The sequence below is a fragment of the Prochlorococcus marinus str. MIT 9107 genome, from assembly GCF_000759855.1.
GTDB classification, from domain to species: domain Bacteria; phylum Cyanobacteriota; class Cyanobacteriia; order PCC-6307; family Cyanobiaceae; genus Prochlorococcus_A; species Prochlorococcus_A marinus_N.
The window spans coordinates 78,625-105,493 of sequence record NZ_JNAI01000003.1 but is presented as its reverse complement, the minus strand read 5'-3'; the positions used below and the strand labels follow the sequence as shown (position 1 = coordinate 105,493).

23 protein-coding genes and 2 tRNA genes are annotated in these 26,869 nt (G+C 32.6%); 14 read left to right on the top strand and 11 right to left on the bottom strand.

What is annotated here, in order from left to right:
- Positions 1–11: 11 nt before the first annotated feature.
- Complete coding sequence (gene ffh, locus EU92_RS06905) at positions 12–1,472, bottom strand: signal recognition particle protein (RefSeq protein ID WP_032513086.1); 1,461 nt, start codon at positions 1,470–1,472, stop codon at positions 12–14.
- 51 nt (positions 1,473–1,523) lie between these two features.
- Positions 1,524–3,632, bottom strand: a complete 2,109-nt coding sequence (locus EU92_RS06910) for an IMS domain-containing protein (RefSeq protein WP_032513087.1) — start codon at positions 3,630–3,632, stop codon at positions 1,524–1,526.
- A 148-nt stretch (positions 3,633–3,780) separates the two neighbouring features.
- Here EU92_RS06910 and pdhA point away from each other — a divergent pair, with 148 nt between their 5' ends.
- The gene (gene pdhA / locus EU92_RS06915) at positions 3,781–4,818 is read left to right on the top strand and encodes a pyruvate dehydrogenase (acetyl-transferring) E1 component subunit alpha (protein WP_032523520.1); all 1,038 of its coding nucleotides are present in this window, start codon (positions 3,781–3,783) and stop codon (positions 4,816–4,818) included.
- A gap of 1 nt (position 4,819) precedes the next feature.
- Here pdhA and EU92_RS06920 read toward each other — a convergent pair whose 3' ends face one another.
- Together EU92_RS06920 and EU92_RS06925 are read right to left on the bottom strand one after the other, a co-directional pair.
- Entirely contained in the window at positions 4,820–5,761 is a 942-nt protein-coding gene (locus EU92_RS06920; RefSeq protein WP_032513089.1) for an RpoD/SigA family RNA polymerase sigma factor, read from the bottom strand.
- A gap of 139 nt (positions 5,762–5,900) precedes the next feature.
- Positions 5,901–7,466: a bifunctional ADP-dependent NAD(P)H-hydrate dehydratase/NAD(P)H-hydrate epimerase gene (locus tag EU92_RS06925; protein WP_032513090.1), complete on the bottom strand. Its 1,566-nt coding sequence runs from the start codon at positions 7,464–7,466 to the stop codon at positions 5,901–5,903.
- A gap of 46 nt (positions 7,467–7,512) precedes the next feature.
- On the opposite strand from EU92_RS06925, the gene mnmA reads away from it, so the two are divergent.
- Entirely contained in the window at positions 7,513–8,682 is a 1,170-nt protein-coding gene (gene mnmA, locus EU92_RS06930) for a tRNA 2-thiouridine(34) synthase MnmA (protein ID WP_032513091.1), read from the top strand.
- On the opposite strand, the gene EU92_RS06935 is transcribed toward mnmA, so the two are convergent.
- Positions 8,656–10,143: an acyltransferase gene (locus EU92_RS06935; RefSeq protein WP_032513092.1), complete on the bottom strand. Its 1,488-nt coding sequence runs from the start codon at positions 10,141–10,143 to the stop codon at positions 8,656–8,658. The genes mnmA and EU92_RS06935 overlap by 27 nt on opposite strands.
- An 85-nt stretch (positions 10,144–10,228) precedes the next feature.
- Between EU92_RS06935 and EU92_RS06940 the strand changes: the two genes are divergently transcribed.
- The 3 genes from EU92_RS06940 (at position 10,229) to sodX (ending at position 11,732) form a co-directional block, all read left to right on the top strand.
- On the top strand, positions 10,229–10,804 hold the full coding sequence (locus EU92_RS06940) for an FKBP-type peptidyl-prolyl cis-trans isomerase (RefSeq protein WP_032513093.1): 576 nt from the start codon (positions 10,229–10,231) through the stop codon (positions 10,802–10,804).
- A gap of 79 nt (positions 10,805–10,883) precedes the next feature.
- Positions 10,884–11,357, top strand: coding sequence for a superoxide dismutase, Ni (sodN, locus tag EU92_RS06945; RefSeq protein ID WP_032523519.1), 474 nt, complete (start codon positions 10,884–10,886; stop codon positions 11,355–11,357).
- Between the two features lie 42 nt (positions 11,358–11,399).
- A complete protein-coding gene (gene sodX / locus EU92_RS06950; RefSeq protein ID WP_241432554.1) occupies positions 11,400–11,732 on the top strand; it encodes a nickel-type superoxide dismutase maturation protease in 333 nt (110 codons plus the stop codon).
- On the opposite strand, the gene EU92_RS06955 is transcribed toward sodX, so the two are convergent.
- From EU92_RS06955 to EU92_RS06970, 4 genes are all read right to left on the bottom strand, one after another.
- Positions 11,716–12,387, bottom strand: a complete 672-nt coding sequence (locus tag EU92_RS06955; protein WP_032523518.1) for a hydantoin utilization protein A — start codon at positions 12,385–12,387, stop codon at positions 11,716–11,718. The two genes, sodX and EU92_RS06955, sit on opposite strands and share 17 nt — an antisense overlap.
- Positions 12,388–12,467: 80 nt before the next feature.
- Positions 12,468–13,355, bottom strand: a complete 888-nt coding sequence (gene trpC / locus EU92_RS06960) for an indole-3-glycerol phosphate synthase TrpC (RefSeq protein WP_032513096.1) — start codon at positions 13,353–13,355, stop codon at positions 12,468–12,470.
- 12 nt (positions 13,356–13,367) lie between these two features.
- Complete coding sequence (gene lpdA, locus EU92_RS06965; protein WP_032513098.1) at positions 13,368–14,822, bottom strand: dihydrolipoyl dehydrogenase; 1,455 nt, start codon at positions 14,820–14,822, stop codon at positions 13,368–13,370.
- Positions 14,823–14,829: 7 nt separating this feature from the next.
- A complete protein-coding gene (locus EU92_RS06970; RefSeq protein ID WP_342665545.1) occupies positions 14,830–15,675 on the bottom strand; it encodes a TrmH family RNA methyltransferase in 846 nt (281 codons plus the stop codon).
- Positions 15,676–15,861: 186 nt separating this feature from the next.
- Between EU92_RS06970 and murA the strand changes: the two genes are divergently transcribed.
- The 4 genes from murA to EU92_RS06990 all read left to right on the top strand — a co-directional run bounded on the left by murA (position 15,862) and on the right by EU92_RS06990 (position 20,268).
- Positions 15,862–17,232: a UDP-N-acetylglucosamine 1-carboxyvinyltransferase gene (murA, locus tag EU92_RS06975; protein WP_032513101.1), complete on the top strand. Its 1,371-nt coding sequence runs from the start codon at positions 15,862–15,864 to the stop codon at positions 17,230–17,232.
- A 525-nt stretch (positions 17,233–17,757) separates the two neighbouring features.
- Positions 17,758–17,839: transfer RNA gene (locus tag EU92_RS06980), tRNA-Leu, on the top strand.
- A gap of 5 nt (positions 17,840–17,844) precedes the next feature.
- Positions 17,845–19,020, top strand: a complete 1,176-nt coding sequence (locus EU92_RS06985; RefSeq protein WP_032513184.1) for an aspartate aminotransferase family protein — start codon at positions 17,845–17,847, stop codon at positions 19,018–19,020.
- A gap of 15 nt (positions 19,021–19,035) precedes the next feature.
- Positions 19,036–20,268, top strand: coding sequence for a bifunctional folylpolyglutamate synthase/dihydrofolate synthase (locus EU92_RS06990; RefSeq protein ID WP_032513102.1), 1,233 nt, complete (start codon positions 19,036–19,038; stop codon positions 20,266–20,268).
- On the opposite strand, the gene EU92_RS06995 is transcribed toward EU92_RS06990, so the two are convergent.
- Both EU92_RS06995 and EU92_RS07000 read right to left on the bottom strand, forming a co-directional pair.
- Positions 20,265–21,620 (bottom strand): FAD-binding oxidoreductase, encoded by a 1,356-nt coding sequence (locus tag EU92_RS06995; protein WP_032513104.1) that lies wholly within the window; start codon positions 21,618–21,620, stop codon positions 20,265–20,267. The two genes, EU92_RS06990 and EU92_RS06995, sit on opposite strands and share 4 nt — an antisense overlap.
- A 36-nt stretch (positions 21,621–21,656) precedes the next feature.
- The gene (locus tag EU92_RS07000) at positions 21,657–22,889 is read right to left on the bottom strand and encodes an amidohydrolase family protein (protein ID WP_032513105.1); all 1,233 of its coding nucleotides are present in this window, start codon (positions 22,887–22,889) and stop codon (positions 21,657–21,659) included.
- Between the two features lie 131 nt (positions 22,890–23,020).
- Here EU92_RS07000 and EU92_RS07005 point away from each other — a divergent pair.
- From EU92_RS07005 to EU92_RS07025, 5 genes are all read left to right on the top strand, one after another.
- Positions 23,021–23,093: transfer RNA gene (locus EU92_RS07005), tRNA-His, on the top strand.
- A gap of 71 nt (positions 23,094–23,164) precedes the next feature.
- Positions 23,165–24,559 carry a tRNA (N6-isopentenyl adenosine(37)-C2)-methylthiotransferase MiaB gene (gene miaB, locus EU92_RS07010; protein WP_032513106.1) on the top strand — a complete coding sequence of 465 codons (1,395 nt, stop codon included), beginning with the start codon at positions 23,165–23,167 and terminating at the stop codon, positions 24,557–24,559.
- Between the two features lie 10 nt (positions 24,560–24,569).
- Complete coding sequence (locus EU92_RS07015) at positions 24,570–25,637, top strand: D-alanine--D-alanine ligase family protein (protein WP_032523517.1); 1,068 nt, start codon at positions 24,570–24,572, stop codon at positions 25,635–25,637.
- Positions 25,638–25,647: 10 nt separating this feature from the next.
- The gene (locus EU92_RS07020; RefSeq protein ID WP_032513108.1) at positions 25,648–26,058 is read left to right on the top strand and encodes a hypothetical protein; all 411 of its coding nucleotides are present in this window, start codon (positions 25,648–25,650) and stop codon (positions 26,056–26,058) included.
- Positions 26,055–26,777, top strand: coding sequence for a cell division protein FtsQ/DivIB (locus EU92_RS07025; RefSeq protein ID WP_032513109.1), 723 nt, complete (start codon positions 26,055–26,057; stop codon positions 26,775–26,777). The genes EU92_RS07020 and EU92_RS07025 overlap by 4 nt, the downstream gene beginning before the upstream one ends.
- Positions 26,778–26,869 lie beyond the last annotated feature (92 nt).

Here is a 26,869-nt window from a genome sequence, read left to right as displayed (position 1 = left end):
AAATTTAGAACCTACAAATCAGCAAACCCTTTTTTCTTTTTATTATTTTTTTGTTTTTTCATTGATTTATTACTATTCATCCCCCCCATTCCTGGCATTCCGCCCATTCCTGGCATTCCACCAATTCCTGGCATTCCACCAATTCCTGGCATTCCACCCATTCCTGGCATTCCGCCATTCGACATTTGTTTCATGAAGCCTCTCATTCTTTGAAAATCAGCTAATACTTTATCTACATCTTTTGCTTCATAGCCGCTACCCTGCGCAATTCTTTGTCTTCTTGAAGGCTGAGCAGCAAGGACCTCTGGTTTTTGTTTCTCCTCAAGAGTCATTGAAGAGATCATCGATTCTATTCTTTTGAGTTGATCTTCACCATTTTTTATCATCCCGTCATCTATTTTGTTCATGCCAGGTATTAATTTTATCAATCCACCAAGTGATCCCATCCTTTTAATTAATCGCATTTGTTTAACAAAATCATTAAAATCAAAAGTTGCTTCTTGAAGCTTCTTTTGCATCGCCTCTGCATCAGCAAGCTCAACTTCTTTTTGGGCTTTTTCAACAAGAGTCAATACGTCCCCCATTCCTAAGATTCGGCTAGCCATTCTTTCTGGATGGAATGGTTGTAGTGCTTCAATTTTTTCGCCTACACCAATAAATTTGATTGGTTTACCACTTATTTTTCTTATTGATAAAGCAGCTCCTCCTCTTGAGTCTCCATCCAACTTAGTAAGTATCGCACCTGAAATCCCTACTTTTTCATGAAATGACTTTGTCAAATCAGCAGCTTCTTGACCAATCATAGAATCAACAACAAGCAAAACTTCATCAGGATTAGAAACTTCTTTTATCCGAACCATTTCACTCATCATTGAATCATCAATTTGCAATCTTCCTGCAGTGTCAATAATGATCGAGTTGAAATTATTTTTACTCGCATACTGCAATGCGTCCCTTGTTATCTCTTCTGGTTTACTATTTTTTTCTTTGGCCGAAAAAACTTCTAAGTCGTATTGACTTCCTAATGTTTTAAGCTGTTCTACAGCTGCTGGTCGATAAATATCTGCAGCCACCAAAAGAACTTTTTTTTCTTTTTCCTTTAAATAAAGTCCTAATTTTCCAGTTGCTGTTGTTTTACCAGCCCCCTGGAGTCCAGCCATTAAAATAACAGTAGGGCTATTTTCATTTTCGTTTAATGGAGAATTCTCATTCCCCATAATGTTAATCAATTCTTTATTTACAATCTCAATAAATTTTTGACCTGGGTTTACACCTCTTACTACTTCTTCTCCGACAGCTTTATCTTTAACGTCTGAAATAAAATCTTTCACTACAGACAAACTAACATCGGCATCGAGTAGTGCTCTTTTAACCTCTTTCAAGGCATCGTTGATATTATTTTCACTAATTTTCGCTTCGCCTCTTAAACCCTTTACTGCGTCTTCAAAGCGTGAAGAGAGTTCATCAAACATATTTTATTTCAAAGTAATTTTAATTATTATAGATTATCCCTAAATTAATACCTAGAGGCCACTCACAAAATCAGCTAATTTCCACGAATTTTTCGAGAAACCCAAAATATACTTAACTTTTAGAGGAGTTAGAGAGGTTTCGTTAATCAACTCTCCAGAATTTTTTAATATTCTCTCTAAATAATTCATTTCTACCATCGCAACTATCCTAGAAGAATTTTGAGATTTTAATACTATTTCTTGAATTTGAGAATCAATTTCTTTAAATCTACCTTTTTCAATATCGATTTGTCTCTCTTTAATAGTCCTTTTTATTAGCCCAGTCTTTGCAATCTTAGAGATATTAAGTTCATCTTTGCCAGCCAAGTAATTACTTTTATTTACAAGCCAAGTTTCTATCAAATACTTTATTTCTTCAATTGACGGAGAAGCAATAATAAGTTCTTTAGCTTCAAAAGAAATATTCTCACTTTTCTTTTCAAAGATTTCCTTAGTTACGTTATTTAATTCTTTTTCAGTATCTTTAGAAATATTCTTTTTAGTTACATCAAGATTATCATTTGAAATAAATAAAGGCTTCTCAATAATTGCATTATTCTCTGTAAACTCTTTTTTAGAATTATTTTTAAATAGTCCAAACCCTATCCCCAAAGAAAATAAAATCACAAAAGCATAAAAATAAGTTAAATATTGCGGCCTATAAAATATTGCTTTATTCTCCAAAAATTCTCCAAAACTAAACTTTAATTCAGCAATCTTCTCTACTAGATATCCATAAAACTCTATTGGCTTATTTTTTAAAACGTTTTCCTCAAATTGATTTTCTTGGGTATCTATATTCTCTTCTTGCTCTTTAATTCCACCTGGCCAGGGTAATCCCCTTTCCTCAATATTGTAATTTTTCCTATCAAAATCTTTATTAATTCTTTTAGAAAAGTCTTTTTTAGTTTGTGGGTTGTTCAGGTTTAATTTATTTGAAATTTTATTCGATTTCATTTCTAATTTCTCAATAAATTCTTGAATTTCCCTATCTTCAAACCAAGAATTTAAATCCACCACTTTTGATTCAATATCTCTATAACCAACTAAAACATCATTCTCTAACCAATTTTTACAGAAAATACATATCGCTTCTAACTTATTTCCTGGATAGCTATTGAGCCAATCTCTTAATTTTTCATCAGAACTGCTTGAGAACCTTGCAGAGGCCTGATCAATATCTGCTAAAAGCAAATCTAAACAACCAAGAAGAGGCATTGAATCAAGACCTGATAAATTAAGTTTCTTTAAAATTCTTCTAGCTTCAAATAATTTCTCTGGCTTTCTTCTCGAGAAACCGATTGCTGTCAGAGATATAAAAGCTAGAAATCCTGCTTCTAATGACCCTCTTTTTTGTAGTTCAAGAAACAAATCTATCTGTTCTTGTACTGTCAAATATGGCTTGATTTGTTGAAAAAAAGCTTCAAATTCTTGCTGATTTAGATAATCTCCATATTCAGATTTATTATTACCTTCCAAACCACCCCTTTTAATTATCAAATTTTCCAAAAGTCTTAAACCTTTTGCATGAGACTCCGGATCATTTAAGTCCCTACTAATTAAATCTAGGATCCTATATGGCAGCAGAGAAGCCAAGTCCTCTTCAAGATCTTTCCTAATTTCACCAAGCTTCCCCATTCTTTGGAGAAGTTGTATCCCCTCATTTAAAAAGTCTGCAGCGTTTATATAAGATCTAAATTGTTGTTCTTGAATTGCAGAATCTCTAGCTGTTAAAGCAGCCAATAAAGTCAGATCGGCTTCTCTACTACTTCCTAAAGCTGGAGTTTGTGGAGGCTGCAAAGCTTTTCTTGTCATTTTAAAAGCTTCTTTAGGAGAACCTGATTCCCAAAGAAGTATTAACCCGGCCACTTCTCTATTTGAGGGAAATTCCAATCCAGATGCGCCATTTAGTAACAAATTTTCGTATTTTCTCCTGCTTTCTGGATCTGTAAGTAAATCAGCCGTAAGGCGTAGCAACTCTGATCTTTGGGTTAAAACTTCATAAGTAAATCCTTCATCAGGCGTTTTATCTAACCGCAATTGAAAAGCCCTTAATATTTCCTCAGATGTTGCAGAGGGGCTTACGCCGATTAAACGAAAATGGTCTAATGGAAGTTCCAAACAAATATCCTATTGAAAAATCTTAGACAAATTTTATCAAGTTAAAAATTTTTTTCATAAGGTCTTACAGAGTTATTAAAAAAAATCATGAAAATTGACCATCACGCCCTAGAATGTTAACAAATCAAAACTTCATTAAGGTATTTTCTTGGAAACACACGTAGAGAGAATCTCAAATCTTCAAGACGTAAAAAAAGCCAAATTAGATCGAGAAACCGGATTATTTCTCTATGAAGACATGACACTTGGTCGAAGATTCGAAGATAAGTGTGCAGAAATGTACTACAGGGGGAAAATGTTTGGTTTCGTTCATTTATATAACGGCCAGGAAGCTATTAGTACTGGAGTGATTGGAGCCATGAGAAAGAAACATGATTGGTTTTGTAGTACCTACCGCGATCATGTTCATGCATTAAGTGCAGGTGTTCCCTCTTTCGAAGTAATGAGTGAACTTTTTGGTAAAGCTACAGGCTGTAGTAAAGGTAGAGGGGGGTCAATGCACTTATTTTCAAGAGAGCATCACTTACTCGGTGGATATGCATTCATTGGGGAAGGAATTCCAGTTGCTTTGGGAGCAGCCTTTTCAAGCAAATATACAAAAGAAGTTGCAGGTAATAAAAGTAGCGATGCCGTAACTGCTGCATTCTTTGGTGATGGGACTTGCAATAATGGACAGTTTTTTGAATGTTTAAATATGGCCCAATTATGGAAATTACCCATAATTTTTGTTGTTGAAAATAATAAATGGGCTATTGGTATGGCTCACGATAGAGCAACTAGTAATCCTGAAATATGGAGAAAAGCCTCTGCTTTTGGGATGCATGGTGAGGAAGTTGATGGAATGGATGTATTAGCAGTGAGAGGAGCAGCAAAAAGGGCAATTGAACGTGCTAGAGCAGGGCAGGGACCAACTCTTTTAGAATGTTTGACTTACAGATACAGGGGGCACTCTCTCGCAGATCCTGATGAATTAAGGTCTGAGAAAGAGAAGGAGTTTTGGGGGAAAAGAGATCCTATTAAGAAATTAGCCAAAGAAATTATTGATGATAATTTCGCAACGGAAGAAGAATTAAAAAGTATTGAGAAGAAGATTGATATAGAGATATCAGAGTCGGTTAAAAATGCTTTAGAAGCACCTGAACCACCTTCACAAGAATTAACAAAATATATTTGGGCAGAAGATTAGCTTAAATACCGCTGGGTAATTTTCTGGTTAGATTTCTTAATTTTCTTAATGCCTTAAGTTCAACTTGTCTTACTCTCTCTCTGGAAACTTCTAATAATCTTCCTATTTCAGCAAGAGTGTGTCTCTCATTCCCATCTAGACCAAACCTCAATTTAAGAACATGTTGCTCTTGCTCGCTTAAATGACTTAACCACTTCCCAAGTTGTTCTTGATGCATTTTCTGCTCAACTTGATCTAGAGGTTCTTCATTGTTACTATCTGCAATTAAATCCCCTAAAAAGCTTCTTCCATCATCACCCTTAACTGGAGCATCTAAACTACTTGTTGATAGAGCCTGTCTTAAAACAGAATCTAATTCTTCAACATCAATTTCCATTGCTTCTGCAATTTCAATTCTGCTTGGCATAGCACCAAGTTTGTGTGCTAGATCCCTGCTAACTTTTCTAATAGATGCTAATCTTTCGCTTAAATGAACTGGCAAACGGATTGTTCGAGATTGACAAGCAATGGCTCTTGTCATACTTTGTCTAATCCACCAAAAAGCATAAGTAGAAAACTTATATCCTCTTGTAGGATCAAATTTTTCAACCGCCCTCTCCAAACCAAGTGAACCTTCTTGAACTAAATCGAGAAGTTCAAGTCCTTTCCCCTGATATTTTTTTGCAACACTAACAACTAATCTTAAATTTGCTTTCATCATTCTCTCTTTTGCTCTTCTGCCAATTTTTATTGTTCTTTTTTCGTGAGTTGTAAATTCTTTGTTTTTTTCATTTAGTTGGCCATCTTCTGTAAGAATCATCATCTTCTGTACTTGATTACCCAATTCAATCTCTTCAGCAGGTGTTAACAAAGGAACTCTTCCAATGTTCTGCAAATACCAACTAATTGGATCACTACTTCTCCTTTTTTGAGGTTCTGCTTGAGTGGATATTGAAGAGACCATATTTTAACCTGATAAGGTAATAAAACTCTCCTACACTTTTTTAGAAATACCCAAATATTTAATACCGGCTTCAGATTTCAGGTAATATTTGTATATATATGTGTTTAAAACTAGAAATAACTCTCTTAAATTGTTTCTTTCAAGATATTTGTCTCGTTTTCCTATTTCTCATTAATTTTGATAATTCATCACCAATAGCAAAGGCATTTGACCCATTTTTACACTTTGATGCAGCAAATGAATGCAAAAGTACGTATTTAGCAAAAAAATCAGTTCTTATATCTCTACAAAAGGTTAAATCAATCGCAGAACTACCAGCTATAAATCCAGATAAAAGATCACCTAATCCAGCTCTAGCTGTCTGAGAATCAGTCCCAAAAAGTTGCCAAGCTTTTTTGTTGTCAGCAACTATGCTGTTAGCTCCCTTTAATAAAACACTAATATTAAATTCTTTTGCTGCACTTAGAGCTAATCCAACATTAGTTTCACATTTAATATCAGGGAATAATCTTAAAAATTCTTTCCTATGAGGTGTAATCCATGTTTTAAACTCTCTCTCTCTAAAGAATTTTGATCCTAAATTAGATTCCGAAATTCTGTTAAGTGCATCCGCATCCAAAATCAACAATCCTTCAAAATCCAAAAGGTAGTCTTTTGACTTTTGCCAATCATCATTATCAATGCCTATTCCTGGACCTACAGCTAATGAATCATATGAGCTTAGATCAATATTCTTTAAAGCACTGAATAAAGATGCATTTCCATTTTGATCACATTGCATAGTTCCTTTTAAAACTATTTCTGGGGCAACTTGCCAAATAGAATTAGCCACTAACTCCGGCAAGACCGCAGAGATAAAACCTGCTCCACTTGATATGGCCCCTCTTAATGCTAAGTATGCAGCTCCAGGATATTTTTCACTTCCTGCAATTAATAATGTTCTTCCTCTTTTATATTTATTGGAATTTTTTGGTAACAAAGGTAAATCAATATTTTTTAGATCTTTATAAGTAACCTTGAAAATCTTTTTATCCTCCTTGGACAATTTGCTAATAGGTACTCCAACATCGATATGGTTCAATTCGCCAATAAAAGGTAAAGCAGAATCTTGAGTTAACCCGATTTTATTAAGACCTATAGCTAAAGTGTAGTCTGCCTTTACTGCATTATTTAAAAAAGGCTCTCCTTTATCAGGACATAATCCTGTAGGAATATCAATGCTTATTACTTTGCCATATTTATTATAAAATTTCTGATTAAACAATTTAATTAATTTATTATCAACTTCTCCTGTTTGATTATTACCTAAAACAGCATCAATCCAGAGTTCTTTCCCATGTGCGTCGGGAGGCTCTACTAATTTTGCTACACCAATAGATGTAAGATAATTAAGGTGGTTAATTGTTAATGTCTTTTTTATTGGGAATGGACACCATACCTTAACTAAATAACCCTTTAGGGAAAGCTCTCTAGCTATTACGGCGCCGTCACCACCATTATGACCAGGACCTATTAAAACAGTTATCCCATGCTTTAGTAGAGATTTCCGTTTCAAGAGCCATCTAGTAATTTGGATACCAGCTTTTTCCATTAATGCTTCTTGAGGCATCCCATCAGAAAACATTTCTTTCTCTAATCTCAACATTTGCTTTGAATCAACAATTAAATGTTTCGAGTCAATTGTTGGCCATACAATTTCATTCATAATTAGTACAAAGCAATCTAATTACTGTTCAAAAATTTAAACTTCCATGTTAAAGACACAAAAGAATAAAAAATTAGAGAACTGTTTTACTAATAATAAAGCTAAGAAGAAGAAAAATATTATTGTAGGTCTTTCTGGTGGGGTAGATAGTTCACTCTCAGCTGCTCTTCTTGTAGAGAGTGGCTGGAATGTTGAAGGGTTAACTCTTTGGCTCTTGAAAGGACAAGGTTCCTGTTGTTCTGAAGGATTAGTAGATGCTGCTGGTCTTTGTGAAGATTTAGGAATTCATCATAAAATAATCGATTCAAGAGAAATTTTCGAAAGAGAAGTAATTAAGAAAACTACTGAAAGCTATGAGAAAGGATTTACTCCCCTTCCATGTTCGATGTGCAACAAGAATGTGAAGTTTGAAGAGATGCTTAATTACGCAATAAACAAAAAAGACTTTACTCATATTGCAACTGGACATTACGCAAGGATAAAGAAATCATCTTCTAGTGAAATTCTTAATTGCAAGGGCCTTAAATTTCGAGATTACCTACTTCTCAGAGGTGCTGACAAGAACAAAGACCAAAGTTATTTTCTTTATTCTCTTACGCAAGAAGTGTTAAGCAGATTAGAGTTTCCTCTTGGTGAAATGAAAAAAGAAGAGACAAGAAAGGAAGCTCTAAGATTAGGACTACGAACTGCTCAAAAGCCAGAAAGTCAAGATCTGTGCCTAGTTGAGCATTACGGATCAATGCAAAGGTTTATTGATAAACACATTGAGTCCAAAAAAGGAGAAATCATACATACTAATGGCGAGATTCTTGGAACTCATGATGGTATTCAACACTTTACTGTAGGCCAAAGAAAGGGATTGGGTATTGCTTGGCCAGAACCTCTTTATGTGGAAAGTTTAGACAAGAAAAAAAACATTGTATATGTAGCAGAAAAAAGTCATCTTTTTAAAAAAGAATTAATAATAAATAAGTTTAATTGGGTTTCAATCGAAGAACCCGAGAAAGAAATCGAAGTAGAAGCGCAAATCAGATACAGAAGTCAACCAGTAAAGGGGACTCTAATTCCTTTGAAAAATTCAGATAGTCCAACTAAATTATTTAAATTAATTTTTGAAGAAAGCCAAAGTTCTGTTACACCTGGCCAAGCTGCAGTCATTTATAAAGGAGAAATTCTACTAGGTGGTGGATTAATTAATTTCCCAAAAGAAATTTAATATCAAAAAAAATACTAACAATAACAAAATAGGTTTATCTCCAAATTTTGTATAGAAAGTCTTTTCTGATGAAATATTAGGGAACACTATTTCATTTTGCTCAGTATTCAGATCCAGAAGTCGTATTGTTTTTCCCACATCACTAATTAAACCCGAGGGTCCAGTATTAGAAACAAGTAAATTGTCTTTGCTATTTTCTATGCTTCTTAATTTAGCCATAGATAGAAATTGATCATATAGCTTATTTGGATAGGGATCTAAATTTGCTGCTGTTATTATTAATTTTGCACCGCTATTGATAGCCTTTCTTATTTTCAATCCATCACTAATTTCGTAACAAATAGCTATAGCTAAAGGTGGTGTAAATTTAGGATCAAAAAATCTTGAATCAGAGCCTGATTGAATCCCTCCTACCGCGGAAAATCCTCTTGAAAAATTATTAAAAAATCTAGGTATTTTTTCACCCAATGGAACAAGTCTATTTTTATCTATAAAAGATGTAAAAGATTGATCTCCAATTTTAAATCCGAGTAAAGAACTTCTTATCTCATTATTAAAATTTCTGAACCCTCCCGCCAACAAATTAACCTTAATCGTTTTACCCAGATTAAAGTTATTAGACAAAGTTCCTTCAGGAGCAACAAGAAGTTTCGCTTTATTGGCTAAAGTATATTTTTGAGCGATGGATAGTTTTTCTTTAATGAATTCATCATCTATTTTTAATTTTTCTCTTGTTGGTATATTGGTTTGCCAAATAGCTACTGGATATTCATAATTTCTTTTTATTGGCGTTGTTAAACCCCCTAGTAAATGTAAAAAAATAATCACCAATAGTCCGTAAATAAATGTTTTTTTAAATTGAATTTTTCTTCTCCATCTACCGTGACTAAAAAAAATCCAAAATCCAATCAATATTTGTAATGCGCATAAACCAGTTGCACCAATCCATCTTGCCAAACCAGCAAGATAAATATCACCTGGGACAAGACTCTCTCCTAAACCTATCCAAAAAAAAGGTGTTTGAGAAAGTATCAATTCACCAATACTCCAAGTCAAAGATAAAAAAATTACTTTTACACTTAAAGGTAAAATTTTCATTTTAAAAACATCCTCTTTCCAGAGAAAGATTTCAACTAACAGCCCCCATAAATAAACTAATAACCCACCCAAAAAAGCGCAAAATAATAATATTGAAATGGTAATTATTAAACTTACAAGCCATGAAAACCCAAGCCAAGTCAATGGATGAAGATCATAAAGCCAAGAATGACTTATCAAAATAAAGAAAAAACCCCAGCAAAAATTTGCTATTTTTCTCTCACTTCCCTTCCATAAAATGAACAAAGAAATCGGCATAAAAATCAGCCAAAAATGAGATGCTACAGATATTCCTCCTAAGATGCCACCAAAACAAGGGTAAAAATATTGTCTTAAACTTTTAATTTGAGTTGATATTAACAATCTAAAATTCGAAATTAAATTTATAATCACCCATTTATTGTACCTTTATTCTGTAATATTAGTGTTAGTAACTTTCAAAATTTAAGTGAAAGAAGTCTTTATTAGTTTTGCAGTTTTTGTTTTTTGCGTTTCATTAACTCTTTTCAGTCAATTTAATTCACCACAAGTTGTTAATGCTGCCGAATCAGAAACCAAGTTAGTTCAAAAAACACCTTTAGCAAAACCATCAAATGTCTCAAATAATAATTTATTTGAACTAGACCCATCAGATCCAAATCCAATCCTTTTCGCTATGGCAGAAGAAACACAATCAGAGAGTAGTAATTCAAGGACTACAGAAAGTGGCCTAATTATTGCAGATATCCTAAATGGAGAAGGAGATGAAGCCAGTCCAGGAAAAACAGTTACCGTAAATTACACAGGGACTCTAGAAGACGGAACACAATTTGATACAAGTATAGGCAAAGCCCCATTCAGCTTCCCCTTGGGTGCCGGAAGAGTAATAAAAGGTTGGGACGAAGGTGTTGCTGGCATGAGGGTTGGAGGTAAAAGAAAATTAACAATCCCACCAGAACTTGGATATGGATCTAGAGGAGCAGGAAATGTGATCCCCGCGAATGCCACTTTGATATTTGAAGTTGAATTATTAAAAGTCAATTAAATTTAAGTAAGAAAAATATCTAAGACTTTTCAATTTAGTTATTATCTAAGTAATATATGTACAACATTAAATATTCGAAATGTTAAGTAAATTCATCAATTCCCTTTTATATAAGTCATCTCCAATGACTGTAAACGCTCACTGCGATGCTCCTTGTGGTGTTTACGACCCAGCTTCTACAAGGGTTGCAGCAGAAGCAGTTTTATCAATGACAAAAAAACTTATTTCACTAGACCCTCCTTCTAGCACTGACTCAGAAGAATGGGCTGCTTACAGTAATACATTTGCTAGATATGTTGCAGTTAAAGAAGAGCAAGCAAAAGAAACTAAAAAAGAAATTCTAATTTTATGGACAGATTATTTTAAGCCAGTGCACTTAGAAACTTATCCAGACTTACATGAAACCATTTGGAAGGCAGCTAAATTATGTAGTGCTTGCAAAGTTAATATTGATTTAGCTCAAGCTGAAGAACTAATGAGTTATGTAGAAAAGATTCATAATATTTTCTGGGCATCCAAAGGAAGATCAGATGCTTTCGTAAAAGCTAGTTAAATAATTACCTTCAAAATTTTATTTGACTTAATTTTATTTTTCTTGGGTTTAAGAAAAACCGCTATTGTTAGGGGTGATTCCATGCTGCCTTCCCTTAAAGAAGGTGACATTATATTTTTCAAAATGTATAAGGAGGGGAAATTAGAACCTAAACCTGGAGAAATTGTAATTTTCAATCATCCACTTAAAAATATAATTTGTATTAAAAGAATAAGTTTAGTTAATCAAAATAATATTGTGGTTCTTGGCGACAATATTAAATTTAGCGAAGATAGTAATAAATTTGGACTATTAAATAACGAAAAAATCATTGGGATTTTCACCTCTAAATTAATTATTCCCAAATTAAAAGATTTTTTTAATTCAAAAAAATAAACGCACTTCTTTGAATCCAAAATAATCCCATTGAAAAGGATAGCCCTCCTGCAACACAGATTAGTCTTTTAATAAATTTTTGACCCACGTTTAAGGTTGTAAAAGATATTAAACAAGTAAAAAGATTCATGCTTATTAATGAACCAATCAAATATAAAATCAAATAAAAGCATGCACTAATTAAAGGAAGAGCTAATGCAGGTAGAACTGCAAGAAAATGCGAACCTCCAGCAATACCATGAAGTAATCCTAAACCTGTTAAAGCATGGGTGTGCTTTTTATTATTTTTTTGTTCCTTAGTATGAAAGTGGTAGTGACGATGAGCAAAACCATTTTCATGTTTGTGAGGGTGAGAATGGATGCTTAATTGAAAAGAATTTTTTATAGCAATTACTCCAACAATTAGAAGCGAAATTCCAACCAAAAATTCAGCAATATTAGAGAATTTATTTAACGGAGTAATATCCTTTATAAAAATTGCCAGAAAAGCTAATAAAAGAACTCCCGAAGAGTGACCCAATCCCCATGAAAAGCCATTTTTAAGAGCTTTTTGGGGACTATTAATTGCTGAGGGTGCCATTGCGATTAGGTGATCTGCTCCACTTATTACATGAATAAATCCTGCGAAAATACCTGTTAGTATTACAGCCTGCATTTATATTTAATACGACTTTATCTATTTAATTTTATAGAACAATTATGTGTCAAGAGTAAAAAGCACGATTTAATGTCAAATTAAATTAAGTTAAATAGTTTTTTGAAAGATTTTTCTATATTACTTTCTCTCATAAAAGTTTCACCAATTAAGACACCTTTGATTCCAATGGATCTAAGGGATTCTATATCTTCTGAGCAATTAATTCCTGATTCACTAATGGGAAGAATATTTTGTTTTGAAAATATATCCGAATATATATTCATCAATTCTATTGATGTTTTTAAATCTGTATTAAAAGACTTTAAGTCCCTATTATTTATTCCAACCAAATTAAAAGATTTTAACTTTAATATTCTTTCTAATTCATTTTCATTATGGACTTCAACAAGAACGCTCATCCCTAAATTATAAGCAATTTTTTTTAAATAAACTAAATCGTAATCGCTTAAAATCGCTGCTATCAATAATATTGCATCAGCACCAGATACCCTTGCTTTATATATCTGATAAGCAGAAATAATAAAATCTTTGCAGAGCAAAGGGAGATTAGTCGATTTCCTTACAGATTCCAGTATTTCATAACTACCTTGAAAAAACCTTTTATCGGTTAATACTGAGATACAAGATGCGCCTAATCCTTCATAACAAATGGCTATTTCTTCGGGATTAAAATCTTCTCTAATAACACCTTTACTAGGACTAGCTTTTTTAATCTCAGCAATTACTCCTGGTTTTATTCTTGACTCGAAGATACTTTTATAAAAATTTTTAGGAGGGGCTAGTTTATCAATCTTTTTTATTAGATCTTCCAAAGAAACTATTTTTTTAAAATTTTTAATTTCAATGTCCTTATGCCATACAATTTCTTCGAGAATATTTTTTGCTTGTGCCTCTCTGTGAGGTACAGCATATTCTAAATTTTCTACCCTAACTGTTGGATTTGGTGGTCTGCGTCTTATTTCCATTAACTATGAATACTATTTTATTTGAGAAGCCTTTATTTGAGAAGCCGCTTGCTTATATGCGACCTCAACTACTTCACTAAGAGTGGGATGAGTATGTACTTCTGTAGATAATCCAATTACATCTTGGTTCCTTGAAATAGCGTTCGAAATTTCTTGAATTAAATCAGCTGCATGTAACCCAAAAATATGAGCACCTAATACTTTCCCATTATCTTTATTGAAAATCAACTTGAGCATCCCGTCACTCTCCAATTCAGCCAATGCTTTTGAATTAGCCTTAAAGAAACTTTTGACAACTCCCAAAGAAAATTTTTCTTTTGCTGATATTTCTTTAGCTTCAGCTTCGGAGAAACCAACTGAACTTATCTCAGGATGAGTAAAGGTTGCAGCAGGGATACTTTTATAATTAATTTCAACATTACAACCACAAATATTATCAACAGCAATAGTACCTTGCGCTGCCGCTGTATGGGCAAGCATTAGCTTGCCAGTTACATCTCCAACAGCCCAAATGTTAGGTATTATTTCCTCACCATTTTTAACCCTCATTTGATCATCTATAGGAATGAAACCTTTTACCGTTTCGATCCCAGCAGACTCAAGATTTAAATTATTACTATTTGGACTTCTACCAGTTGCAACGAGTACAGCGTCAACTTCTAAAGTTTCTACCACTTCTTTAGATTTTGCATCTGTAAGTTCTATTTTTACAGGACATCCAGGTATTATTTTTGTCGCGAAGACATTTGATTTTGTATCTATATCTCTTGATTGAATAAGGTTCTTCTTAGCAATTTTTGTAATGTCTGGATCAAATGTTGGCATAATATTTTCCAAAGCCTCGATCATGGTAACTTCACAACCTAGCGCGGTATAAACATCGGCAAATTCCAAGCCTATATATCCGCTGCCAATAATAGCTATCCATCTTGGGAGCCACTCAAGTTTAACCGCGTCATCACTAGTAAATACAGTCCTATTATCCAAAGTTATTCCACGAGGCACAAAAGGAGAAGATCCAGTTGCTATAACAATATTCTTAGTTGTGAAGATTTTATCAATTCCATTTTTATCTCTCACACCCACTTTTTGATTTCCTTCAAGTCTTCCAAAGCCTAAAATGATTTCCACTCCACTCCTTTTGAGAGTTTTTGTTAAATTTTCTCTAACATTTTTAACTAAATTATTTGCATGATCTGCAATTTTTGATCTCTCAAACCTTACTGGGGAAGCATGAATACCAAATTTGGCTAAATGTTCATAATCAGCTATTTCTCTAACTTTTCCACTTGCAGCCAAAAGAGCTTTAGAGGGGACACAACCCTTATTAACACAAGTACCTCCCATATCAGAAGATTCTACTATTGCGACTTTCAGTCCCTTACCAGCAGCATGTTTGGCGGCATCAAAACCTCCATACCCTGCTCCTATTACTATTAAATCAAAATCAAAACTTGAATCAGTCACTTTTTATTTATGTATTAGAAATGTATGCGACTCTTTTCCGTTCTAGTAATAATGGAACTGCAACACAAGCCACATTCAATGATTCTACTAGCTCACTATGCGGAATTGAAATTGTTTCATTAAAAGCTTCTTGAATTTTTTTATGAATACCTTGACCCTCATTACCCAAAATCAATGAAGTCCTTTTAGTCCAATCAATTTCCCAGTAAGGCTTTGAAGATTTTTTAGAGCTTTTATTATGACTACTAGTAGAAAATATCTGAAACCTATTATTTGACAATTTAGATAAGGACTTTAATAGTGAATTTATTATTTCTTCTTCAGTACCCTCAAATCTTAGGAATGGGAGGTGAAAGACTGCACCAGATGATGCTCTTAAAACCTTTTGACTTAATGGGTGTGCCCCCCCGGCTAAAAAAATTGCATCGACTCCTGCAGCTAAAGCAGTTCTAAAAAGATTACCCATATTCCCAGGATCTTGAATCCTATCTAGAACAAGAACTAAATCATCTTCAATATTAAATTGATAATTAGGTATTGATGAAATTTCAACTAATGCTGCAATGCCATCTGGATTAATTATTGATATCGCAGATGCTAAAACTTCCTCTGAAACAATAGTTATTACAGACTGATCAAACTTCTTACTAAGATTTTGATTTTTTCCAAGCCATTTTTCAGTAACTAAAATTTTGGAAGGAACATTTCCAGACTTCAACAACTCTTCAATGAGATGAGTACCCTCAATGCAGAAAAAGTCTTTGTCTTTTCGAGAAGAACCACTTTTAAATGATCTAAATCTTTTAACTAGATTATTGTTTTTACTAGTTATTTTTAAAAAAGTATTTTCTATGAGGAATTTTTAAAATTTTTATCACTTTTATTTTAATTCCATAAAAGTTTTGATCAATAATTTTTAAAATTTATTTCCTAAAAATTACATAACATATTTTTATTTTTAATTAATATTTACCCACGTTACAGATGGTGGACTTAATATTATTAGTTTGTCATGATACATCTAATCAATTAACTTTTAATGATTTGCGAAAGTGAAAAAAAGTCATATCTAAGATCTCAAAATTTACAGATAATAGGTCCAGGTAAATTAAAAGGGATAGTTGAAATAAGTGGCGCAAAGAATTCTGCTTTGGTTTTACTTGCAGCATCTTTATTAACTAATGAAAAAATAATTCTTGAGAATGTTCCATGTCTTACAGATATTGAAAAAATGGCTAATATCCTTAGAAATTTAGGAGTTTGCTTTGTAGATAAAAACAATAAATTAGAAATAGATTCAAAAAATATTTCCATAAAAGAACTTCCATATGAACTTGTAAATGGAATTAGAGCTAGTTTCTTTTGTATCGGTGCACTATTAACTAAATTTGGAGAAGCTAAACTTCCCTTACCTGGAGGATGCAAAATTGGTTCAAGGCCAATAGATGAACATATCAATGGACTTAAAGCATTAGGAGCAGAAATTCTTATTGAAGAAGGAATTGTCAAAGCAAAAATAAAGGGAAAGATAAATAAACTACAAGGTACTCATATCAAATTAAAGTGTCCAAGCGTAGGAGCAACTGAAACGCTCGTAATGGCTGCATCATTAGCTGAAGGAAGAACTACTATTGAGAATGCTGCAAAAGAACCTGAAATTCAGGATTTATGCATAATGCTTAATAAAATGGGAGCAAAAATTTACGACTCTGGGAAAGATAAGATAATTATTGATGGTGTAAATAAACTTGGGGGATGTACTCATAAAGTAATTCCAGACCGTATAGAAGCTGGAACTTTTTTAATAGCTGCTGCTGCTACTTCGTCTTCCATAACAGTTTCCCCTGTGATCCCTCATCATCTTGAAGCTGTTACAAATAAGCTTCAAGAGAGTGGAAGCAAAATTACTATAAAGGGTAATTCAATAACGATAAAGGGTAGAGATATTAAAGGAGTAGATATTTATACAGCACCGTTCCCAGGGTTTCCTACTGATTTGCAAGCACCATTTACAGCTCTAATGACAATCGCTAATGGTGAATCAAAGATAACTGAAACAATTTTTGAAAACAGAATGAATCACATACATTTACTTAATAAAATGGGTGCCAATATAAAATTAAATAAAAACGTAGCTTATATCAAAGGTGTTAATACAATTAAGGGAATGAATTTAGTTGGTTCAGATTTAAGGTCTTCAGCCGCATTAATAATTGCCGGGATAATCGCTAAAGGGAATAGCAAGATATACGGTTTAGAACATTTGGATAGGGGTTATGAAAATTTCGAATTAAAACTAAAAAAATTAGGTATTTCTATATCTAGAGAATCTTATAATGAAATTGTTGAGGAGAAAGAATACGAATTTGATAGTATGAAAGTGGGTATTTCAAATATTAAAGCGGCTTAAAAAAATTATTTAAAATTTCATTTATTAAACGTAAGCGATATTTATTAATGAAACGAATCCTAAAAATACTAGAAATAATACTAAAAAACGTTTAGACCAATGTTTATTTAAACCATTAATCTTGGAATGGTTCATACCCAAGTACCGCCATTAAATCCAAATGTTGTAAGTATAGTTAATGCTATAAAAAGATAAGATGCAAATTTTAAAGAAAGTTTATTTGATTGAATTTTAGACATTTACTTTTTTTATTAATATAACACAATATTACACAATATGAAGCTAAACCGAGGAACTTAAGACTGTTTTTCTATATTTGTCACATAAATGCATCAAAAATGCATAAGTATGCGTTGTTTTTCTTGTTATTTGTCAGCGATCCCAAAAATGTGATTATACCTTTTGCTAGAGAAACTTTATTTAATGCCTACAGTAATTCTGAACGGCCGCTTTAAGCTACAAACAGCATAGTCAATAAAATAATTTTTGTTATAATAATAAAGTTCTTTATTTTTCAAAAGCCTTGGGAGCGTGGTGGAATTGGTAGACGCACCGCACTCAAAATGCGGCACCTTCGGGTATGTCGGTTCAAGTCCGACCGCTCCCACATTGATGAATACTTATAGTCGATTCGAAATTTCTTTCACAAAAGGAAAAGGTTGTTGGCTTTGGGACAAAGCAGGTAAAAAGTATCTAGATGCAGTGGCGGGGATAGCGACGTGTAGTCTTGGACATAGCGATAGAGTTTTAAGAAGAAGGCTATCAAATCAACTAAAGAAAATTCAACACATTTCAAATCTCTACAACATTGAGGAACAAGAACAATTAAGCAGAACTTTAACCCATTTGAGTTGCGCTGAAAGCGTTTTTTTCTGCAACAGTGGTGCTGAAGCAAATGAGTCCGCGATTAAATTAATCAAGAAATATGGGAATGCAATAAATGAAGGTAAAGAATCAATTATTCTTGCAGCAGAATCTAGTTTTCACGGCAGAACATTAGCAGCTTTGAGTGCTACTGGTCAGCCCAAATACCAAAAAGGTTTCGAACCAATGGTTAAAGGGTTCAAGTTTTTTAGATATAACGATATCAATTCAGTAAAAAAATTATTTGAAGAATGTAAAAATAATGATCAATTAATTTCTGGAGTTTTAGTTGAACCAATACAAGGAGAAGGTGGCGTAATTCCAGGAAGTAAAATCTTTTTTAAAAGCCTTAGAGAAATATGCAATAATTATAATTCTCTTCTTATTTTTGATGAGGTCCAAAGTGGGGTAGGTCGAACTGGAAAAATGTGGGGTTATGAGCATTTAGGAATTGAACCTGATGGGTTTACTCTGGCTAAAGGATTAGGTGGAGGTCACGCAATTGGTGCATTATTGGTGAAGGAAAAAGCTAATATTTTTTCTCCAGGAGACCATGCAAGCACTTTTGGAGGCAACCCATTCGCCTGTAAGGCTGCCTTAACTGTCTTGGAAGAAATCAATAAAAGAAATCTTCTCAATAACGTTTATTTAAGAGGAGAACAATTAAACGCTGGGTTTGAAAAATTGTTAACACAATTTCCTGAAATTATTTGCGAGAAAAGAGGTTTAGGTCTAATACAAGGTCTTGTAATCAATAATAATTATGCAGATGCAAAAAAAATAACCTTAAAAGCTTTTGATAAAGGATTACTTGTAGTGCCTGCAGGTGGTAACGTTATTAGGATTGTCCCACCATTAGTTATATCTCGACGAGAAATTAACATTCTTTTAGATAAACTAAATTCAATTTTTGAAGAGATATAAATAGCTCCCTAAATTTTGAAAAATGCCAACTTAAAATTTTTTGAATTAATAATGCCTAAAGATGAAAGGGATAATATCAATTTATGTTTAACTAGAATTAAGAAAGTTCTCCAAGAAATGGGTAATCCGTGTAGAAATATTCCAGCAGTTCAAATTATTGGAACTAACGGGAAAGGTTCAATCACTGCATTTTTAGAAAGTATACTTTTTGAAGCCCACAAGAATTTTGGTGTAACCACATCTCCTCACCTTTTTGATATTTGTGAAAGGATTAGAGTTAATAAAAAAAATATCAACTCTATTGAGTTTGAAAAAATTTTCAGGTTGATAGAAAAAAATTTTGCAATTTATGAATTAACTCCTTTTGAAAAAATTATTTGCTGTGCACTTAAGTTTTTTGATGAAAGGCAAGTTGAATTGCTTATTCTTGAAGCAGGCTTAGGGGGAAGATTAGACGCAACAACAGCCCATAAATTAAGACCAATTATTGCTATTGGGAACATTGGATTAGATCATAAAGAATTTCTTGGAGATACAATTGAGAAAATTGCCGAAGAAAAATTAGCAGTTATAAAAAAAAACTCAATAGTCATCTCGTGTAGTCAAAATAATCAAGTTGAAAATTTAATAAACAAAAAAGTTGAAGAGGTTGGAGCCGAAATTATCTGGAAAGATTCAATTTCAAACAGTTGTGAAATCGGGTTAAAAGGAATTTTTCAAAAGCAAAATGCTTCAGTGGCCTTTGGAGTAATTGAAGCACTTAATAAACTTGGATTTGAGGTGAAAAAAAAATATATTTATGAAGGTCTTAAGAAAACAATTTGGCATGGAAGGCTAGAAATAATTAATTACATGGACAAAAAAATACTTGTAGATTGTGCACACAACTATCCTGCTGCAAAAGCGCTCTCAAATGAGAGAAGCAATTGGAATAATCAAGAGGAAGGGATTTATTGGATTATAGGTGTGCAAAAACAAAAAGATATGCCAGCGATATTAAAAACACTTCTAAAGAAAAACGATCATTTACTAATTGTACCAGTTCCCAACCAACCTAGTTGGAAATTAAAAGATCTCTTAGAAGTTGAAGGGATTGATTTCCAAAAAATAATTGAGTTCGAGAAATTTGAATTTGCCTTAAAATATTTATTTGCTCTTAAAAAATGGCCAATAAATCATCCTGTTTTAACAGGTTCTATTTTTTTAGTCGCTGAATTTATAAAATTTGCAAATGAACAGAAAGATTAAACATTAAATTTTTCCTTAATTGCCCAACCCTCTAATTTTCCTGGATTTAGTAACCCTTTAGGATCAAATTTTAGTTTTGCTTTTACTTGATCAGCGTCCACCACTCCAAGTCCTCCGCCCTCGACAGTTAAAACGTGGGGATTAAAAATAAACGCCCCAAGGCTCTTACAATCATCTATTATTTCGTTTAATTCTTCTAAACCATTCCACTTTAATACTGGTAAAGCAGCTAATCGTGGCGATCCTTGCTGAGAAACTGCCTCTATATGCCAAAGAACTTTTTTACCCCATTTCTTTCTCAAAAAATTAATTAACTCAAGTTCATTATTCAAAGGTAAAAGCATCTGTAAATATGTCCAATTTTTATCCCTAGACCTCATATGAAGAGTGGTATGATTCCATACGACTTCAGAAATTCCATTAATAAGTTTTTCTTCTTCTCCTAGGAGACAAGATTCAACTTTGAATTTTTTACAAATCAGTTCGATTGTTCTTATTCCTCCAACAGTAGTTTGAATTAAGATCTTGTGACTTCTAGATTTACTTTTAAGCCAAGTTGGCATTTGATCTACAATTTCTTCTTCGAGGATTGCTCCCAGTTTCAGATCAATTGCTGCGCTGGTAAGAGTTTTTAGTATTTCTATTGTTTTTTGAAATTCAATACAATCGATAACCATTGAATGCCATCTACGTTTGATATCAGTAGCAAGTAATAAAGAAGTAATGATTCCATTAGTCCCATAGGCGTGATTTAGAGGTTCGGATTCTTCAGCATCAAATTTTAATAACTCAGGTTTTTCATTCATCGTCACTGCTTCTAAACCTATAAGATTGCCAGGATCTCTTAAGAATCCCCACCTAATCGATCCAATACCTCCTGATCCACCTGCAATAAAGCCTCCAATTGTAGCGGTTTTCCAAGTACTAGGAAGCAACCTTAATTCCCTCCCATACTTCTCTAATTGTTTGTTCAAATCTCCCATTAAACAGCCAGACTGTACTTTCACAAAACCTGTATCAGGATCAAACTCCTCAAGATTATTAAAGCGAGTCATCTGCATTACAACTCCTCTACACAAAGGGACCGCTTGTCCATAATTACCTGTACCTGAACCCCTTAAAGTAAGTGGGATACTAAACTGCCAACAAATTTCTGCTACTTTCTTCACTGCATAATGATCACTAGGTCTTACCACCAAATCAGCAATACATCCGTCTAATTTTTCTGTAAGGACTGGAGAGTAGTTATAAAAATCTTTTGAAAGTCTTTTTATATCAGATTGGCTTTCAATAATTTCTAAGTTATTTACTTCCCTAAATTTGTCTATAAGTTCAAGATTATTTGAAGACATTAATTAAATTGTTCATGTTCTACATAAAATAGTAGATTAGCAATATAAATTGCCTTTGATATAAACTTTTCTTTTTAAAGTGCTCGAAAAAATATCTGCCCATTTTTGTGCATCTAGAATCACGAAATCAGCAGGGCAACCCTTTTTAATTAAACCATCCCATTTTAAGTTTAATAATCTGCTTGGAGCTAAAAAAATAGAAGATAGTGTCATTCTCTCCCAGGGATTTAGTTGAAGCATAGGTATTGAGCAAGACATCATATAAAGTGGATCAAAATCACCAAATGGATACCAAGGATCTTGAACATTATCACTACCTATTGAAACATCAACTAATGATTTCTGTAATTGTTTGATAGGTGCAACTGGTCTTTTTAAAGATGTAATTTTACTTTTGTGATTAAGTAACCAAAAATTTGTAAGAGGTAGAGCAACAACCTTAATGTTTTTGTCAGCCAATTTTTTTCCTAAATTTAATATCTCATTTTCTTTGAGAAATAAAATGCTACTCAAGTGACTACATGTAATTGGAACTTGAATCTTTAATTTATCTATAACTTCTAAAAGAAGTTTTACTCCTGCTCCAGGTTCCGTAATTGATTCATCTATATGTAAATCAATTTCTAATTTATATTTATCAGCAAGCAAAAGCATTTTAGAGAGCAATTTTCTTGTCTCTCTTTTATCAAAAGGAGGGACTACAACCCCTCCAAGAATACCTTTCTGTATAGAAAAATTTTTTGCTAACTTTTTTCCATTTTTAGTTTGCCAAAAGTCTAAAGGCGAAAGAGCAACAAATTGAAGTTGTAACTTAGAAGAATATTTTCTTTGTAACTTAAAGAGATCTGTCCACACATCATTTTCCTGATTTTGATAGGTATCAATATGACTTCTAATAGCTCTATATCCATTTTTAATAGCTAAATTTAATGACTTTTCTGCTCTTTCAAGTACTTTTTTGGTATTTCTAGTCTTATGTTCTTGCAAATTAATTGATAATGCCCCATCATAATTCGATCTTAAATTTGGGAATTCCTCCCAAGTAAAAGATTTATCAATATGAGAATGAGCTTCGACAAATCTAGGAAATAGAATATTATTTGGTTTTTTATTTTTAATTTTTAAAGGCTTTAATTCAGAAACAAATCCATTTTCCCAAGATATTGAAACTGAACATAAATCCTCAAAATCAATATTGAGATTATCACTATTTTCAATTGAACAAAGGCATCTAGGTATTAGAGCCTCAATTTTACCGGAATTACTCAAATTTTTTTTGCTTATAGGTTTATTTTAAAACATAAAAAAACTTTACTGAATAAAAAATTAATTCAAATTTTTCTAAAAGATAAAATGACTATGAAATATTGCCCTTGAGTTGTTAAATTTATAAATGTGAGGCGGGCGTCGCCAAGTGGTTAAGGCAGCGGCTTGTGGCGCCGCTATTCGGGGGTTCGAATCCCCTCGCTCGCCCTCTAAAAATTGCACCAAAATTATATAACTTGTAATTTTGAAATAATAGAGTCATTAAATTTATTCGAAAAGTGCTAACAGAAACAATAAATCACGAAAAAAAATCCCAAAAAGATTCAACTATTGGCAGATATTGGATAACAACATTTGGATGCCAAATGAATAAAGCTGATTCTGAGAGAATGGCTGGAACTTTAGAAAAAATGGGATATACAAGAGCTGATGATGAACTAAAAGCAGACTTGGTTTTATATAATACTTGCACTATAAGAGACAATGCAGAACAAAAAGTCTATAGTTTTTTAGGAAGGCAGGCAAAAAGAAAGCATAAAAAACCAAGTTTAAAGCTCGTTGTGGCAGGATGTCTTGCTCAACAAGAAGGTGAGTCCTTACTAAGAAGAGTTCCTGAACTTGATCTAGTAATGGGGCCTCAACACGTCAATAACCTTGAAAATCTTTTGGGTAAAGTTGATTCAGGGAATCAAGTCGCTGCGACAGAAGAGACCTTCATTTCTGAGGATATTACAAATGCGAGAAGGGAGAGCTCAATTTGTGGGTGGGTTAATATTATTTATGGATGTAATGAAAGATGCTCTTATTGTGTCGTCCCTTCTGTTAGAGGTAAAGAGCAATCAAGATATCCAAATGCAATAAAAAGTGAGATACAAAAATTAGCACATGATAATTTTAAGGAAATTACTCTTTTGGGTCAGAATATCGATGCTTATGGAAGAGATCTCCCTCAGACTACAAAAGAGGGTATTAAAGAGAATACCTTAACTGATCTCCTTTATTACATTCATGATGTTGAGGGAATTCATAGAATAAGATTTGCTACCAGCCACCCAAGATATTTTTCTAAAAGATTGATACAAGCTTGTTATGAATTAGACAAAGTCTGTGAGCATTTTCATATTCCATTTCAAAGCGGAAATAATGAAATTCTTAAGTTAATGGCCAGAGGATACACTATTGATAAATACAAAAGAATCATTGAAAACATAAGATCATTGATGCCAAATGCCTCTATTACTGCAGATGCAATAGTTGCTTTTCCTGGAGAATCCGAAGAACAATATCGAGATACGTTGAAATTGATCTCTGATATTGGCTTTGATCAAGTTATGACAGCTGCCTATTCTCCAAGACCAAATACACCTGCAGCTATATGGCACAATCAAATTTCTGAGGAAATTAAAAAAGAAAGATTAAAAGAAATAAATGAATTGGTAGAAACTACTGCTAAGAAAAGAAATGAAAGATACTTAAATAATATAGAAAGTATTCTAATTGAGGGGTCGAATCCTAAGAATTCATCGCAAATTATGGGTAGAACAAGGACAAATAGATTGACTTTTGTAGAACTCCCAAATAATAGTGACTTTAAATTTTCATTAGGAGATGAGATTAATGTCAGAATAAATGAAGCAAGACCTTTTTCTTTGACAGGTGAACTTTGCATATGATTTTTTCTGAATGATTGGGGATAAGAAAAAATGTATAGGACTAATATTTGGTGGTTATTCCAATGAACATGATGTATCGATTTCTTCTGCAAAGACTGTTTATCAAGCCTTTACTTCAAAAATAAATAAGCAACGCTTTACTGTTAAAGCCTTTTACATAAACAAATATGGAGAATGGCTTAATAGTGATATCTCAGAACAGATCCTAATTGGTGAGATTGAAAGCAATAGAGCAAAAAAACAAGGTTTTTTAAATCAAGAAAAAATTAATTTCTTAGAAGGAATTGAATTTCAAAATGTTGATGTTTGGTTTCCTCTTCTGCATGGATTTAATGGCGAAGACGGTTCAATTCATGGTTTACTTAAATTTACTAAGAAACCTTTAGTTGGATGTGGAATCATAGGCTCTGCTCTCGGAATGGATAAAATAACTATGAAAACAATTTTCTCCAGTCTTAAACTTCCACAAGCTAATTATCTAGCTTTTCAAAATAAAGATTTCAATGATAAAGAAGTTATAAATAATTGTATTAATGAGATTTCAAAAAAAATAAATTTTCCTGCTTTTGTTAAACCATCTAATTCTGGATCATCTCTTGGCATTTCTAAAGTCATAAATGAATCAGAAATATTACAAGCGTTAAAAATAGCTTCTGAAATAGATCCAAGAATTTTAGTAGAAGAAGGTTTAGAGGTAAGAGAGATTGAATGTGGAATAATTGGAAATTCAAAACTCTTAGCCTCTGAGATAGGCGAAGTAAAGTACGAAAGTGAATGGTATGATTACGATTCAAAATATAACTCAAATAATAAAATAACTATTCCAGCCGAAATAGATCCTAAACTCACCCAACAAATCAAAGAAATTGCTATTCAAAGTTGCAGAGCACTAAATATTTTTGGTTTTGCAAGGGTAGATTTCTTTTTAGAAAAGTCTTCAAATAGAATTTTGTTAAATGAAATAAATACAATTCCTGGTTTTACAAAAAACAGTATGTTTCCTATGCTTTGGAAATCTTCAGGTTTAAATATTCAACAACTTGTGGCTAAACTGGTAGATATATCTCTAGATTTATAATTCGAATAAAATGTTGCATGGATTTCTTTGGTTACCATTACTTTTAATCTTTATTTTATTAACTGCTCTAGGATGGTTAGAAAGAAGAAGGCAAAATCTTTTTAGAAGCTGGGCAAATGGATCTGAACTTTGTAAGTTAGATAGTTCTGGTGCTGCGTCTTTGAAAGATGGGGAATTAAGATGGAGTGCATTTGAAGCTGGCTCATTTGAAGAAAAAGATAGTTTCACAATCAAGAAATTAGAATTAGTTGAATTAATGGCCTTAACTTCAGGAGAAGCTCCTCTAACAAGTGAATCTCAAGGTAAGTGCAGATTGAGATTAGTAGGTAATGGGAAAGAGATGGATGTACCATTTTCAGATGCAGAACAGGCAAGAAAATGGATGGACCAATTGATGGAAAAAGCTCGATGTGATTTGTGAAAACAAAAAAAACCATTAACAATAGAAGCTTTTTATTGCTAATTTTATTTTTATCAACAAGCTTAATAAGTCTAAAAACCTTAAAAAAGGTCAATATTCAGGACATTAGAATTTCAGGAAGTGAATTATTCTCGCAGAATGATGTGGTGAATAATTCATCTTTAAAATTTCCAATCCGGTTAATTTTTATTAAAACTAATTTTTTAGAAAAAGAGTTAAAACAACCTTTATCCCTCAAGAATGTTTCTGTTAATAGACAAATATTTCCTTTTGGTTTGAGAGTACATGTTAATACAAGAATTCCAATAGCCTACGGCGAGAGAATAGTAAATAACGAAAAAATATCTGGCTTTATTGATAAAGATGGAGTTTTTATAAATAAACAATATGCGGAAAAAAGCAATTTGGAGAGTTTAACTATAAAAGTTTTTGGTTGGGAAGAAAAATTTCAAAAAATATTATCTGAATTATTAATTGCCCAAGAAAATTATGAATTAGAGATAGATAAAATAACCTTCTCACCAAACGGTTTTCTAACTCTTGAGGAAGAAAATTTAAACACAATTTTCCTTGGATTTAATCCTAATTTAATAAACTATCAAATTCAAATAATCAATTACCTAAATAATGAATTTAAGAAAATTAATTTTTCTGAAAAAATAGATAATATTGACCTTACTGATCCAAATAATCCAAAAATAAAAGTGTTCAAACCCTAATAATTGGGAGTGGATTTAAAATAATTTTTTTTATTATTGTAGTGTTGAAAAGGATTTAGCATTTAACGCAAAATATCTATTAAATGAATATT